Here is a 14,332-nt window from a genome sequence, read left to right on the forward strand (position 1 = left end):
TCTTTGTTTTTGTTCTTATTTCGTGCCAAGATTACGGCCCTTGGCTTCGTTTCTTCCTCGAGTGTTAGAGATTTTTCAACGTCTCGCAAGCGGCTTTCGGCAGAATGCCCGCTGCGAATGGCAGGCTGCTTATCGCGCTGACCGGGCTTGCCTTTGCCTTTCCCCGGCGGCAGGCTCGGCCCGACAAGACGGAGAAAGACATGCCCGATCAGCACGCGGCCCGTGAAATCCTGCAACATCTGGTCAGCTTCCCCAGCGTCAGTCGGGACAGCAATCTGCCCCTGATCGATTGGGTGGAAGCCTGGCTTGCAGGGCATGGCATCACCGCGACACGGGTCTGGCACCCGGGCGGGCAGAAATCTGCACTCTATGCCCAGATCGGTCCGGATGTGCCGGGCGGGGTGATTCTGTCCGGGCACAGTGACGTGGTGCCGGTAGACGGGCAGGACTGGACTTCGGATCCCTGGACTGTCACCGAACGCGATGGTCGGCTGTACGGGCGCGGGGTCTGCGACATGAAGGGCTTTGTCGCCCTTGCGCTGGCGGCGATGGGGCGGGCGGCGCAGGCCCCGTTGAAGCGCCCGCTGCAGATCGCGATTTCCTATGATGAAGAACTGGGCTGCATCGGGGCAGAACCGATGATCGCCGAAATGGCTGCCCGCCTGCCGCGCGCGGCGGCAGTGGTGGTGGGCGAACCCTCGCAGATGCGCATGGTGAACGGGCACAAGGGCGGACACGGATTTCGCGTTCATGTTCAGGGGTTTGAGGTGCACAGTTCCATCATGCACACCGGGGTTTCCGCCATCATGGAAGGCGCGCGGCTGATCGACTGGGCCAACCGGATCAATGCCGAAAATGCCCTGCGCCCGCCGTCTGCCATGGCGGCGAGCTTTGATCCGTCCTGGACGACGCTGCATGTCGGCACGATCCGGGGGGGCACGGCCGAAAACATCACTGCCGCCGAATGTCAGTTCGGCTTTGGCTTCCGCGTTGTGCCTGGCGAAAACCCGCAGGATTGGGTGGCAAAGCTGCGGGCCGAGGTGGCACGGATCGAAACCGGCATGCAGGCGATCCGGCCCGAAACCGGCATCCGTCTGGAACAGGTGTTCTTTGTCCCGCCGCTTGTGCCTGAAACCAATGGCGCAGCCGAGGCGTTGGTGCGCAGGCTGACCGGGGACAATGCCACATCCGTGGTGAGCTATGGCACCGAAGCCGGGCAGTTCCAGGCCGTCGGCTATTCGACGGTTGTCTGCGGCCCGGGCGATATTGCACAGGCCCATCAGCCCGATGAATGGTTGGCCGTCAGCCAGTTCGAGGCCGGCTGGCGCTTCATGGAGGCATTGGTTCAGGACCTGTGCCAATGACGCCCTTCCCGATTTCCGAAGCAAGCCCGATCCGCTTTCCCGGCCCTGCGCCCAAGGCCTGCGATGCGGTGGTGATCGGCGGGGGCGTGATTGGCGTCATGACCGCCTGGCATCTGGCCGAACGCGGGCTGAAGGTGGTGCTGTGCGAAAAGGGCCGGATTGCCGGTGAGCAAAGCAGCCGCAACTGGGGATGGGTGCGTCAGCAGGGCCGCGATCTGGGCGAATTGCCGATCATGATCGAATCGCTGCGGCACTGGAAAGCCCTGTCGCAAGAGTTTGGCGAAGCGTTGGGGTTCCGTCAGGAAGGCGTGCTGTATCTGGCCAAGACCGATCGCGAAATGGCTGGGTTCGAAGATTGGTTGGCCCATGCCCGCGCCCATGGGCTGGATACGCATATGATGACCGGGGCCGAGGTTGCAGGCCGGATAGATGGCGCAGCCAAGGTCTGGAAGGGTGGATTGTTCACCCCCTCTGATGCGCGGGCGGAACCTTGGGCTGCGGTGCCCTTGTTGGCGAAAGGCGCGGTGGCGCGCGGTGCGGTGATCGTGGAAAACTGCGCCGTGCGCGGGCTGGATCTGGCGGCGGGTCGCGTGGTCGGTGTCGTGACCGAACAGGGCCGCATTGCCTGCGATCAGGCAGTGCTGGCAGGCGGGGCATGGTCGTCGCTGTTTGCCCGGGCGGAAGGCGTGGTGATCCCGCAGCTTTCGGTGCGGGCCACGGTTCTGGCCACGGTGCCCTTGCCGCAGGTCTTTGCCGGCAATGCGGCCGATGATGATTTCGCGTTCCGCCGCCGCGCCGATGGCGGCTATACTCTGGCGCCGGGGGCGTCCCATGATTTCTTCATAGGCCCGGATGCGTTTCGCAACTTCGGCGCATATCTTCCTGTTCTGAAAAAGGATTTCAGGTCAACACGCTTTCATCCGCGCGCCCCTGCCGCCTATCCCGATGCCTGGGGCACGCCGCGCCGCTGGGACAAGGACAGGCCGAGCCCGTTTGAACGGATGCGGGTCCTGAACCCTGCGCCATCGGCCCGGATCGTGGCCGAGCTGCAGCAGGAATTTGCCCGCGCCTTTCCGGCAATCGGCCAGCCCAAGCTGCAATCGGCCTGGGCGGGCATGATCGACACCATGCCCGATGTGGTGCCGGTGATCGACCGGGTGGCGGCGATCCCCGGCTTTGTGCTGGCTACGGGCATGAGCGGGCATGGCTTTGGTATCGGCCCGGGGATGGGGCGCGTTGTGGCCGATCTGGTCGCCGGGCAGGCCGTGGGGCATGACCTGCAACGATTCCGCTTGTCGCGTTTTACCGATGGATCAAAAATCGCGCCCGGACCGTCACTTTGACAGGTTCGGGGGGCTTGCGGGCGGCGGGGCTTCGGCGCAGGCTGGAGGCCTGACTGCAACAGGACGAAGAACATGCCGCCCAAGAACCGCTTTGCCGAATTGCTGCCCGAAATCACCGCCTGGCGCCGTGACTTTCACGAAAACCCGGAACTGCTGTTCGAAGTGCATCGCACGGCTGCGAAGGTGGCCGATCTGCTGCGCAGCTTTGGCTGTGACGAAGTGGTCGAAGGCATCGGTCGCACCGGCGTTGTGGGCGTGATCAAGGGGCGCAGCGATACGTCGGGTCGCGTCGTGGGGCTGCGCGCCGACATGGATGCGCTGCCGATCACCGAACAGACCGGGCTCGATTACGCCAGCAAGGTGCCGGGCAAGATGCATGCCTGCGGCCATGACGGCCACACGGCCATGCTGTTGGGCGCGGCCCGCTATCTGGCCGAGACGCGCAATTTTGATGGCACGGCTGTTGTGATCTTCCAGCCTGCCGAAGAAGGCGGCGGCGGCGGGCGGGAAATGGTGCAGGACGGAATGATGGACCGGTTCGGCATTCAGGAAGTTTATGGCATGCACAACATGCCCGGCATCCCGGTTGGCCATTTCGCCATTCGTCCCGGTGCGATGATGGCAGCGGCGGATCAGTTCGACATCGTGGTCACGGGCAAGGGCGGCCATGCCGCCAAGCCGCATGACTGCGTCGATACCACGGTTGTCGCGGCCCATATCATCGTGGCGGCCCAGACCATTGCCAGCCGCACTGTCGATCCGCTGAAACAGGTGGTGGTGTCGATCTGCACGGTTCAGACCGACAGCACGGCCCATAATGTCATTCCCCAGGTGGTGAAGATGAAGGGCACGGTGCGCACGATGGATGCGGCGGTGCAGGATCAGGTGGAACAGCGCCTGAAGGAAATCGTCGAGGGCACGGCTCTGGCGCTTGGGGCCCGCGCCGAACTGCACTACCAGCGCGGCTATCCCGTGACGGTGAATGCCGCGGAGAATACCGCCTTTGCCGCCGAGGTCGCTCGGGCTGTTTCAGGCAAGGTCGATACCGATACAGCGCCACTGATGGGTGCCGAGGATTTCAGCTTCATGCTGAACGAACGTCCCGGTGCCTATATCTTCCTTGGCAATGGCGATACGGCGATGGTGCATCACCCCGCCTATAATTTCGACGACAGTGCCATCCCCTTCGGTTCCAGCTGGTATGCCGGCATGGTGGAAAGCCGGATGCCCGCCGCCTGAGAACCGGGCTGACACAACCGACCGGGGCCTGACCATGGCCCCGGCCCATGACATCAAAGATGATCATGCGGGTCAAACAGGCCGTGCGAAGTCTTGTCCCACCAGAACGGGGCCTTGACCATTTCCCAGACGGCCTTGTAGGCCGCTAGCGCACCCAGCGGAAAATAGAAATGCAGAACCAATGCCCAGACTGGGTTGATCCGGTTGGGCGACTGCCGCATTGCCGCGAGGGTGACGGCCAGCAGCACTGCCTCGGTAAAAAGAAAGGTGCCTGACAGGGCAATACCCATGAGCGGGGGCAGCGCGTCAGCCACCGGGTGGGGCAGGCCGAGAGGCACGGCCCAGAAAGTCCAAAGCACGGGAGCCAGCAGGAACTGCGACAGGGTGGTCAGGAAAAACACCTGAAAGCCCGCAAACTTCCACCATCCCAATTGCCGCAGCAGCAGGCCAGGGCGGCGCATATGCACGGCATAGGTCATCATGTACCCCTTGAGCCAGCGCGATCGTTGCTTGATCCAGGGTACAGCCCGGCAGTTGGACTCCTCAAAGGTGGTGGTGTCGATCAATTCGGTCCGAAAGCCATGCCGGGCCAGCCGCATCCCCAGATCGGCATCTTCGGTCACATTCCACGCGTCCCATGCCCCCAGCGATTCCAACGCTCCGCGCCGGAAGAACAGCGTGGTGCCGCCCAGCGGGATGGGCAGCCCCAGGCGTTCCAGTCCTGGCAGGATGATGCGGAACCAGGCCGCATATTCCATGGTGAAGCAGCGGCTGAGCCAGTTTGTATGTGCATTGTAGAAATCCAGCACGCCTTGCAGGCAGGCCACCTCGGGGCCGCGATTGTGGAAGCGCTGGACCACGCGTCGGATCTGGTCGGGCTCAGGGGCGTCTTCGGCATCATAGACCCCGATGATGCTGCCGCGACAACAATCCAATGCGTGGTTCAGCGCCCGCGGCTTGGTCTTCAATCGCCCGTCGGGGACAACCACAATCCGCATCCAGGGTGGCAATTCCGCCTGTTGCAGGGCGCTGCGGGTCATCTCGTCCTCTTCTTCGACGACAAGAAGAATATCGAGCAATTCGCGCGGGTGATCGAGCCGGGACAAGCGACGCACCAGTCGCGGCGCAATGGTGCTTTCGTGATAGAGCGCCACCATGATCGAAACGACAGGCTGGCGTTGCACAGGTTCATGGTCGGGTTCGGGGGGCGGGCGATGCAGGGCTGCGAAAGCGGCCGCAGTTTTCAGAACAGTGGCCAGAAACAATGTACCGACAGCCCAGATGACCAGCACCCAAAGCAGACTGAGCGGCGCAAGCCAGAGCCAGATCGCCAGAAACGCGACGCCGAAGCGAAGCCAGTTGCGCTGTGTGTCGCTGCCCCAGCCACGGCAGCTTTCCTCGGCGGGCACACTGGTCAGCGCGCGCCGGTCCATCTCGGGGCCGCGCATGGCAAGGATGGCCGCCTCGATCTGGCCCAAAGGGGCCAGAGCCATCGAAACCTGACCGAATACCGAAATCAGGCCGGCACGATGCCGTTTGAAATCCTCGGGATGTGCGGTGACGACCACGGTCACATTGCCAATCTGTCGCCACGGCAGCAGACCGTCTCGCAGGGCGGTGGCTGTTCCCAATTTGTCAATCAATCGTGGGTCCGGGGGATCCTGTTGCAGATCGACGATCTGCGCGGTCCATTGTCGCGCCAGCGCCCTGAACAGCGCAATTTCGCTGATCATGCCGCGTGAAAGCAGGATGTCTACCAGCCGCCCCCGCTGCTGGGCATGCAGAGCCAAGGCCTGCACAAGATCGTCGGGCGCAACCAGACCATCGCGCACCAATTGAATGCCAAGGGTTTCGGCGTTTGGCCCGCCCGGTGCCCAAGGCTTGGAAACCCCAAAGGGCTGCATCGGCGGTGTGAGGTCCGGAAGCAGGCCTTGGCGTTGCAGCGTCATGGGGTTTCTCTTGCGACACACAAGCATCGCAGAGAAAAGGTTAATGAATGGTTAACGCGAGCGAGTGATCTGCGGCGTATTCAACTGAAATGCCGGATATCAGCCCGCACGACGTTCCTGCATCGCCTTGGCGAAACGGTCGAACAGATAGAAACTGTCCTGCGGTCCGGGGCTGGCTTCGGGGTGATGCTGCACCGAGAAAACCGGCTTGCCTTCAATCGCGATGCCGCAATTGGTGCCATCAAACAGCGAGACATGGGTTTCAATCACCCCTGCCGGCAGGGTCTGGGCATCGACCGTGAAGCCGTGGTTCATCGAGGTGATTTCCACCTTGCCGGTTTGCACTTCCTTGACCGGATGGTTGGCTCCATGGTGGCCATGGCCCATCTTGACAGTCTTGGCCCCAAGCGCCAGCGCCAGCATCTGGTGGCCAAGGCAGATGCCAAAGACCGGCAGGTCACGCGCCAGCACGCCCTGGATCATCGGAACTGCATAGACGCCGGTCGCCGCCGGATCGCCGGGGCCATTCGACAGGAAGACCCCTTCGGGGTTATGGGCCAGCACCTCTTCGGCGGTGGCTGTTGCGGGCAATACGATCACCTCGCAGCCTACTGATGCCAGACAGCGCAGGATATTGCGCTTTGCGCCATAATCCACCGCCACCACCTTCAGACCGGGGCCTTCGCGGCGGGTATAGCCGTCCGGCCAGGCCCAACGCTGTTCATCCCAGACATAGGATTGGGTACAGGATACACCCTTTGCCAGATCAAGCCCGACCAGCCCTTTCCAGGCCCGCGCCTTGGCGACGAGCGCCGCGATGTCAAACTGGCCCTCGGGGTTGAAGGCCAGCGCCACATGCGGTGCGCCCTGCTGGCGGATCGCCCGGGTCAGGCGGCGGGTGTCGATGCCACCAATACCGATCCGTCCCTTTGCCGCCATCCATTGCTGCAGGTCCGACGTCGCGCGCCAGTTGGACGGCTCTGTCGGGTCCCATTTCACCACCATGCCTGCCGCAACGGGATCGGCCGTTTCGTCATCTTCTGCCGTCACCCCGGTATTGCCGATATGGGGAAAGGTGAAAGTCACGACTTGCCCGGCATAGGAAGGATCGGTCATGATCTCCTGATAGCCGGTCATTGCGGTGTTGAAGACCAGTTCCGCCACCGTTTCACCCGGGGTGCCGAATCCTTTGCCGTAGAAGATCGTTCCGTCTGCAAGGGCAAGGCAGGCGGTGGGTGCGGTCTGGCTGGGCATGGCGACTCTCCGGATAAACGGCTGGGAACCTACGGGCAGGGCGATCCATGGTCAAGGGCGCATCGGTCGACAAAGGGTAAATTAAATAATCGTGCACGATCAATGGCTTGCCTTGGCCGTTCACAGTTGTCACGCCTGCAGCCAGCCTGTATCCTCACAATCTGGCGAAACCGATGGATGACATGACCATGAGCTTGCGTGAGCAGCTGCAAACGGCGCTGAAAGAAGCGATGAAGGCCAAGGAGGCGGATCGCCTCTCCACCCTGCGCCTGATCAACGCCGCAATCAAGGATCGCGAGATCGCGCTGCGCGGCGAGTCCGAGGCGGGCGAAGTGGATGATACCGCGATCACCGCGATCCTGGGCAAGATGGTGAAGCAGCGGCAGGAAAGTGCCCGCGCCTATGAAGAAGGCGGGCGGCTGGAACTGGCGGAAAAGGAAATGGCGGAAATCGGGGTGATTTCCGAATTTCTGCCACGTCAGCTGGAGGCCGGTGAAGTGGGGGCTGCGATTGACGCGGCGATTGACGCGGCCGGGGCGACCAGCATTCGCGACATGGGCAAGGTGATGGCCGTTCTGAAGGCCAAATATACCGGCCAGATGGATTTCGGCGCGGTGGGTCCGATGGTGAAGGACAAGCTGGCCTGACAGATCGGGGCATCATTCGGGCGAGCTGGCATGTATCGCGGCTGCAATCCGGGCCGGTTTGCATCTGGCCCGATGGCTGTCGCGATGTGATCTGGGTGCAGATGCCCGGTGTCGCCCCGTTCTGGAAGCTTTCCACGCTCGATCCGCAGCGGCGGGTGTTGACAGGCGCGGCAGGGGCCGCGCTGATCGGGCATCGGCTGGCACCCGGCGCGCAGGTGCCTGACGATCTGTTCCATCAGTTGAAGGCGGATGATCCCGAAGCCGGGCAGGCGGCTGTGGCGGCGCTATGTCATGTGCCCGCCCCGGTAGAGGATCTGCTGGTCGAGGCACGGCAGTACCCGGCGGTCGGGGTTACGGGCCTTGCACGACGATTGGGGGTCAGCCCGCGCAGCCTGCAGCGGATGGCGCGACACCTGACCGGCCAGCCGCCGCTGTTCTGGCTGCGGCTGATCCGGTTGCGGCAGGCGCTTTCCCTTGCGCGGCAAGGCATCCCGCTGGTCGAGGCGGCGGTGGATGCCGGGTTTGCCGATCAGGCCCATTTCACCCGGGAGGCGCGCCAGTTTCATGCCGCCACGCCCGCCCGGTTGTTGGCCGATGCCAGGGCCATGGACGCCATTCTTGCGCCCGGACTTTAGGCCGGATCAGCCGACTGCGGTGCAGATTTCGACCATGGTGCCGTCCGGTGTGCGCACATAGGCGGTGGTCTGGCCCCAATCCATCTGTTCGACCCCCTGCACCAGTTCGGCCCCGGCGGCCAGAGCGCGGTCCAGCGCCGCCTGCACATCATCGGTTTCAAAGGCAATTTCAAAGGCGGGCAGGGCGGACGGTTCGGTTGCAACCTTCTTGCCCAATTGTCCCATCAGCGCGATGGAACAGAAGCTGAGTTTGGTTTCGCCGGTCTGCAATTCGCCGAAATCGCCCGAGTCGTGCAGAAATCCCTGCGTCTGGCCAAAGGCACGGGCATAGAAATCCAGCGTGGCGCGCACGTCCTGCACATAAAGAATGGTATAGCGGAAGATCATCGTCAGGCTCCTGTCTGATGGTCTTGCCATATGGGCCGAATTGCGCGCCGCTGTATTGAAGAAACGCGCCAGAAGCCCCCTGACACTCAGCGCCGGGTCGCCAGCCGCAAGGTCAGGTCGCGTGCCAATGCCTGCCGTTCCTCGGGGGTCAGGAAGGCGCCAAGCTCCACCTCGCGTGGGCCGCCCTGCAGCGTCAGATAGTGCGGCACCGGCCCGCCGGTCGTATGCAGCGCGATACGCACCCAATAGGGATTTGCCTCCCACTCCCTGCGGGTGCCGCGTGGGCCGTGGCGCGTCAGGGTAATGCGGCTGTCGGTCAGCTGCAGGTCTTCCAGAATTTCGCCATCACGATAGGATCGCTGCAAGGCCCACCACAGGAAGGCAATGGCCAGGCAAAGAAAGGGCAGCAGCCCCCAAAGCACGGGCGAGCCGATCACCGTCAGCAATGGGACTGCGATCAGGGCAGCCGTTCCGCCCACAAACCAGACAAAGCCCCTGCGCGGCAAGGACCGGTAGGGCCAAAGGTGAAGGCGGTCACCTTCTGAGGAGGAAGGAAGCCATTCATAGGGCATGGGCGAAATCATATGTCCGGCGCGACAAAAGAAAAGGGGGTTGAACCGGCAATGGGTGGCTGCAATGCTGCAACATCAGCCTCAGAAAGGATGCCCTATGCCCAAGCGTGCCCTCGCAGTCTTGGCCCTGATTGCGGCGCAGCCCGCGTTGGCGGCGCTTTCGCCTTATTACGACAGCGCCGAAAAGATCACGGCGATCCTGGGTGATGCGGCCGTGGCCGATGCCGTCCGGCAGGCTCCGATCGGTGCGATCAGCAATTCGGGCACAACCAAGGACGGGCGCGATATCTGGACAGTGCGGGTGCAAGACTGCGATCTGACCGTGCATTTGACGGCGGTTCTGCCCCAAGGCCCAGGCAAGACCACCTATCTGGTGGAGCTTGCTGGCCCTTGTTCATAAGCGGCAATAGCCTTTAGGGCTTGGCCGTCGGACAGGTTCAGGCCACCCATTTCGGCATTCTTCCGCCCGATGCCCTGATCTGGAACCGGGACATCAGCCCTGCGAGACGACTTGCATCCGTATGCAGCGCCTTGCAGGCAGAGGTGGCTTCCTCGACCATCGCGGAGTTGCGCTGCGTGGCCTGATCCAGTTCGCGCATTCCGGTGTTGATCTCGTTCAGGCCATTGGCCTGTTCCATTGCGCCCTGCGAGATGTTTGTCACCAGACCCGAGATTTCATTGACCCTGTGAACGATCTGGCCAATCGATTCCCCGGCATTCCGGACCAGCAGGACGCCCTTGTCCACTTGCTGGGTGCTGTCACTGATAAGCTGTTTGATCTCGGTCGCGGCATCGGCCGAGCGCTGTGCCAATCCCCGCACTTCGGTTGCGACGACGGCAAAGCCGCGACCGGCATCGCCTGCGCGCGCGGCTTCTACCCCGGCATTCAGGGCCAGCAGGTTGGTTTGGAAGGCAATTTCGTCGATCACATTGATGATCTGGGCAATTTTCTTGGCCGAGCTTTCGATTGCCTGCACCGCGACCACGGCGTTGCGGACAATGGCGCCGCTTTGTTCGGCTTCGGTACGGGCCTGCCCCATCACCTGTTCCACATTCCGTGCCCCCTCTGCCGCGGACCGGACAGAGGCTGTCATCTCAGCAATGGCAGCGGCGGTTTCTTCCAGGGTTGCCGCCTGGCTTTCCGACCGACGGGACATGTCTTCCGATGCCCGCGTCACGTCTTTTGCGGTGTCGTCGATCCCCATGGACGCGGCGACGACCTCGTTGATCGTTTCGTTCAGCGCGGCAACCGTGGCGTTGAAGGTTTCGCGCAATTGTTCATATTCCGCCGGGAAGTTCTGCGGAATTTCACAATTCAGATTGCCCCGTGCAAGCTCGGCCAGATGTTCACCAAACACGGCGACAACCTGTGCCGCATATCTCTGGTTTTCGATGGCTGTGGCCTCTGCGATGGAGGCGGCTTCGGCCTGGGCCTTGACAGCTTCTTGCTGCAGCAGCACTTCGGCGCGCGCTTCGCTTCGCAGCTTCATGCTGATCAGCAGAACACCGGTTTCCATCAGAACGATGACCGCGTGAAGCACCGTCCGCGCCAGGTTCGACAGCAGATCACCCCCCGGATAGACAAGGCTTGGTATCACGATGCTGAACGACAGATGGTGAACCGCCACAAGCGCCGTGGCAAAGAGCAATGCCATCGGATTGCCCAGGGTTGAAACGATCGCCAATGCCGCGAAAAACAGCATATGCGTATCCATCTGCCACGGATGGCCCGTCAGCGATGCGGTGAACAAGATGCAATGGGCCACGAAACAGAAGCTCAGCACATAGTCGCGCGTGTCGGGCTGCATGGATTTTGTCTGATCGGTCAGAACCCCAAGGCCAATACTGATGGCCGCGAAAATCCACCAGGTGGACAGATCATTCAGGATCAGCGCCGCCAAAGCGGGAACCGGGATCATCACCCATGAACAGACCTTCAGCGCGGCACTTTCATTGCCGACGAATGACGTTCCTTCTGCCAACCATGACAGGTTGCTTTTCAACTGCTGCATAATTCCAGAATCCTTTGCCCATTGACCACAAACCAGGCACCGTTTTCGTAGAGCCGGGTGACAGAGCCCTCGTCTCCCAACTTAACCAGAACACCGATCGGCGCGCGTTCCGGGCCGATTTCCTGGATGTGCGCATCCTGCGCGACTTGCGCGGCTGCCTTGCCCCAGGGCGCGGCGACCACGAGCGCAACCCCCCCTTCAGGCGGGGGCGCAGCGGCAAACAGCGCCAGAAGCGGCGAAAGAGCCACGGCCACCACCGAACTGCCCATCACAAATCCATTCATCGCGACCTCTCCACATCTGGCCTTATACGGAGGATTTCTTTCCCAATGCTTTCCGGGGATGAAATCAGGCGCGATCCCTGGGGCTTCGCTTCCGTAGCGGCATGTGTTGGCCCAATACGGGACGGCCGGGCCACACAAATGGGGCCGGATCATCAAGGCTGTGGGGGGCAGGCCTGTTCAGGCAGGTTATGGGCTTCAGCCCCGGGTCAGGGCGTCACTAAGATCGGCTTGCAGGCGCGTCACATCCGGCACGATGGAAAACAGCTGCCGCATCGTGGCATCGGCAAACCCTTCGGCGATAATGTGATCGAGAAGCCCGATCAGGGGCTGCCAATAGCCCTTCACATCCAGCAGGAAGATCGGTTTGCCATGCAGCCCGATCTGCGCCCAGGTCAGCACTTCGAAAAATTCGTCCAGCGATCCGGCACCGCCCGGCAGCACCACAATGGCATCGGAATTCATGAACATGACCTTCTTGCGTTCATGCATGTCCTGCGTGATCACAAACTGGGTCAGGTCGCGCTTGCCGATTTCGCGCTGCATCAGATGAACGGGGATCACCCCAAGGCTGGATGCACCGGCGGACATGGCACTGCGCGCCACTTCGCCCATCAGCCCGACATCCCCCGCCCCATAGACCAACCGCCATCCTTGGGATGCGATCATCGCCCCGGTTTCGCGCGCTGCGGTCGCATGGGCAGGGTTGGTGCCGCTGCGCGCGCCACAGAAGACACAGATGGAATGGGTGAAGGACATGGCGACCCCTGAAATCCTGTTTCTTGCCCTGAATCCTGTTGCTTTTTCAGGGTGTATCGGGGTTTCTGGGCAAAAGGAAGCGGCGCCGGACAAGAGCGTCGGGAAGGGGATGTGATGTCTGGAAACAAGATCTTCGGCGGGGCAGGTGCTGCAACGGCGGGGGCCGTGGCGGTTGGGGTTGCAGCGGTGGTGGCCTTGTTGTGGTATGTGCAGCGCCCACCTGCACCCGCCCCGGTGCCCCTGATCAGTGCGGGATCAGAGCCTGCGTCGGTGCCAACCCCCGAACCCGTGCCGTCCGCAGAGCCGGCACCTGTGGCAGAACCAACAGGCCAGCCGGTTTCGGGGCAGGCCACCGTTGCCGATCCCGCACCCCTGGCGGCCCCCAGTTTTGATACTGTGCGGATCACACCCGAGGGCGAGGCGCTGGTCGCCGGACGTGCGCCGGTCGGCGCCTCGGTCGCGCTGTTGGTGGATGGGGCGGAAACCGCGCAGGCCGTGGCGGATGGGGCCGGGGCTTTTGTGGCGATGTTCAGCCTGCCTGCCTCGGATCAGCCACGGCTACTGACCATGGTTGCAAGGCTGGACGGACAAGAAAGCGTTTCGGACCAATCCGTTGCCATTGAACCTGTGGTGGGTCCGGATCCGGCAACCGTCGCAGAAGCCACGACGCCAGAGGGCGCAGCCGTGGCCGAGTTGGCGGCAGAGCCTGCCGCAGCAGAACCGCAGGCGCCCCCAACGGCCATTCTGATTGATGACACCGGGGTTCAGGTTCTGCAGGGCGAAGGCTCTACAGCCGACCTGACCATTGCCGCCATCACCTATCTGCCCGATGGGGCGGTGCAATTGTCGGGGCAGGGCCAGCCCGGGGCGACGGTGCGCCTTTATCTCGACAATGCCGAAATTGCGCAGGCTCTGGTGTCGGCCAATGGCAGCTGGATGAAGGTGCTGCGCGATGTGGCGCCCGGGCTTTACACCCTGCGCGCCGATCAACTCGATGGCAGTGGCGCAGTGACCGCCCGGTTTGAAACGCCGTTCCAGCGCGAAACGATTGAGGCGCTGGCCGCTGTCATCAAGCCCCCTGCCGCACCCGGTGTGCCGCTGGCGTCAGGTGCGCAGGCCGGTGCGACCGAGACCAGCCCCGCCGCACAGGCCCAGCCCGACCCCGCGCCGCAAGCTGGCACCGTGCCCGACACACCCGCCGAGCCTGCAGCCACGGCTGCGGCCCCGGCCACTCCTGCGGCTGAACCGGACGCGGTGGCTGCGACGGGTGCCGCAGCGCCTGCAGCCACCACAACGGCCGAACCCGCGCCAGCTCCCCAGCCGGTTACCGTAACCGTGCAGCCGGGCTTTACCCTGTGGCGCATCGCACGCGACAATTTTGGCGACGGGGTGCTTTATGTGAAGGTGTTCGAGGCCAACAAGGATCAGATCCGCGACCCGAACCTGATCTATCCGGGGCAGGTGTTCACGGTGCCGACAGGGAACTGAGCCCGCGCGCACCATCGCAACAGGCGCGCACTTCGGGATGATCGGCGCAGCAATCGGCCAGAAGATAGTGAATCATCTGGCCGATGGCCGCCGTGTCCACCGCATAGATCACATTGCGCGACACCCGCTGCGATCGCAACAGCCCGGCCTGTTCCAGCGCGGCCAGATGAAAGGACAGGCGCGAGGCGGTCAGACCCAGTTCCCGCCCGATATCGCCGGCTGCCATCCCGGCTTCGCCCCGGCGCACCAGCAGGCGCACCAGATCAAGCCGGGCCTCATGGGCCAGGGCGGACAGGCAGGCGAGGACTTTACTCCGCTCCATCTTTCAACTACTCATGAAACGTTGAATTGAACCTGTGTAACCCAGCCTTGCCGCGCGATCAACCGGCAAGGGCAAGGAAG

General features: G+C 62.9%; 15 protein-coding genes. 7 read left to right on the plus strand and 8 right to left on the minus strand.

From position 1 onward, the window contains the following. The first annotated feature begins 200 nt into the window (after nucleotides 1–200). The 3 genes from argE to V6590_RS00560 all read left to right on the plus strand — a co-directional run bounded on the left by argE (nucleotide 201) and on the right by V6590_RS00560 (nucleotide 3,946). Nucleotides 201–1,364, plus strand: a complete 1,164-nt coding sequence (gene argE, locus V6590_RS00550) for an acetylornithine deacetylase (RefSeq protein WP_335419336.1) — start codon at nucleotides 201–203, stop codon at nucleotides 1,362–1,364. Further along, on the plus strand, nucleotides 1,361–2,707 hold the full coding sequence (locus tag V6590_RS00555; protein ID WP_335417938.1) for an NAD(P)/FAD-dependent oxidoreductase: 1,347 nt from the start codon (nucleotides 1,361–1,363) through the stop codon (nucleotides 2,705–2,707). The genes argE and V6590_RS00555 overlap by 4 nt, the downstream gene beginning before the upstream one ends. Nucleotides 2,708–2,779: 72 nt before the next feature. Beyond that, nucleotides 2,780–3,946 (plus strand): M20 aminoacylase family protein, encoded by a 1,167-nt coding sequence (locus tag V6590_RS00560; RefSeq protein ID WP_335417941.1) that lies wholly within the window; start codon nucleotides 2,780–2,782, stop codon nucleotides 3,944–3,946. Nucleotides 3,947–3,999: 53 nt separating this feature from the next. Here the strand turns inward: V6590_RS00560 and V6590_RS00565 are convergent, their stop codons facing one another. Together V6590_RS00565 and carA are read right to left on the minus strand one after the other, a co-directional pair. Continuing rightward, nucleotides 4,000–5,895, minus strand: coding sequence for a glycosyltransferase (locus tag V6590_RS00565; RefSeq protein WP_335417944.1), 1,896 nt, complete (start codon nucleotides 5,893–5,895; stop codon nucleotides 4,000–4,002). A gap of 99 nt (nucleotides 5,896–5,994) precedes the next feature. Then, nucleotides 5,995–7,149, minus strand: coding sequence for a glutamine-hydrolyzing carbamoyl-phosphate synthase small subunit (carA, locus tag V6590_RS00570; RefSeq protein WP_335417947.1), 1,155 nt, complete (start codon nucleotides 7,147–7,149; stop codon nucleotides 5,995–5,997). Between the two features lie 188 nt (nucleotides 7,150–7,337). Here carA and V6590_RS00575 point away from each other — a divergent pair, with 188 nt between their 5' ends. Both V6590_RS00575 and V6590_RS00580 read left to right on the plus strand, forming a co-directional pair. Continuing rightward, nucleotides 7,338–7,796, plus strand: coding sequence for a GatB/YqeY domain-containing protein (locus V6590_RS00575; protein ID WP_335419339.1), 459 nt, complete (start codon nucleotides 7,338–7,340; stop codon nucleotides 7,794–7,796). Between the two features lie 101 nt (nucleotides 7,797–7,897). Beyond that, entirely contained in the window at nucleotides 7,898–8,431 is a 534-nt protein-coding gene (locus tag V6590_RS00580) for a helix-turn-helix domain-containing protein (RefSeq protein WP_335417950.1), read from the plus strand. A 6-nt stretch (nucleotides 8,432–8,437) separates the two neighbouring features. On the opposite strand, the gene V6590_RS00585 is transcribed toward V6590_RS00580, so the two are convergent. Both V6590_RS00585 and V6590_RS00590 read right to left on the minus strand, forming a co-directional pair. Next, nucleotides 8,438–8,818: a VOC family protein gene (locus V6590_RS00585; protein WP_335417953.1), complete on the minus strand. Its 381-nt coding sequence runs from the start codon at nucleotides 8,816–8,818 to the stop codon at nucleotides 8,438–8,440. An 86-nt stretch (nucleotides 8,819–8,904) separates the two neighbouring features. Beyond that, on the minus strand, nucleotides 8,905–9,390 hold the full coding sequence (locus tag V6590_RS00590) for a DUF2244 domain-containing protein (protein WP_434063217.1): 486 nt from the start codon (nucleotides 9,388–9,390) through the stop codon (nucleotides 8,905–8,907). Nucleotides 9,391–9,487: 97 nt separating this feature from the next. Here V6590_RS00590 and V6590_RS00595 point away from each other — a divergent pair, with 97 nt between their 5' ends. Then, a complete protein-coding gene (locus V6590_RS00595) occupies nucleotides 9,488–9,790 on the plus strand; it encodes a hypothetical protein (protein WP_335417960.1) in 303 nt (100 codons plus the stop codon). A 37-nt stretch (nucleotides 9,791–9,827) separates the two neighbouring features. Here V6590_RS00595 and V6590_RS00600 read toward each other — a convergent pair whose 3' ends face one another. From V6590_RS00600 to V6590_RS00610, 3 genes are all read right to left on the minus strand, one after another. Continuing rightward, nucleotides 9,828–11,402, minus strand: coding sequence for a methyl-accepting chemotaxis protein (locus V6590_RS00600; RefSeq protein WP_335417963.1), 1,575 nt, complete (start codon nucleotides 11,400–11,402; stop codon nucleotides 9,828–9,830). Further along, entirely contained in the window at nucleotides 11,390–11,686 is a 297-nt protein-coding gene (locus V6590_RS00605) for a hypothetical protein (RefSeq protein ID WP_335417965.1), read from the minus strand. Before V6590_RS00605 ends, V6590_RS00600 begins: the two co-directional genes overlap by 13 nt. A 195-nt stretch (nucleotides 11,687–11,881) precedes the next feature. Further along, nucleotides 11,882–12,442, minus strand: a complete 561-nt coding sequence (locus V6590_RS00610) for an LOG family protein (RefSeq protein WP_335417969.1) — start codon at nucleotides 12,440–12,442, stop codon at nucleotides 11,882–11,884. A gap of 114 nt (nucleotides 12,443–12,556) precedes the next feature. On the opposite strand from V6590_RS00610, the gene V6590_RS00615 reads away from it, so the two are divergent. After that, nucleotides 12,557–13,930, plus strand: a complete 1,374-nt coding sequence (locus V6590_RS00615) for a LysM peptidoglycan-binding domain-containing protein (RefSeq protein ID WP_335417972.1) — start codon at nucleotides 12,557–12,559, stop codon at nucleotides 13,928–13,930. On the opposite strand, the gene V6590_RS00620 is transcribed toward V6590_RS00615, so the two are convergent. Further along, entirely contained in the window at nucleotides 13,908–14,252 is a 345-nt protein-coding gene (locus V6590_RS00620) for an ArsR/SmtB family transcription factor (RefSeq protein WP_335417975.1), read from the minus strand. The genes V6590_RS00615 and V6590_RS00620 overlap by 23 nt on opposite strands. Nucleotides 14,253–14,332: the final 80 nt, after the last annotated feature.

The organism is Gemmobacter denitrificans (assembly GCF_036964905.1).
GTDB lineage: Bacteria > Pseudomonadota > Alphaproteobacteria > Rhodobacterales > Rhodobacteraceae > Gemmobacter > Gemmobacter denitrificans.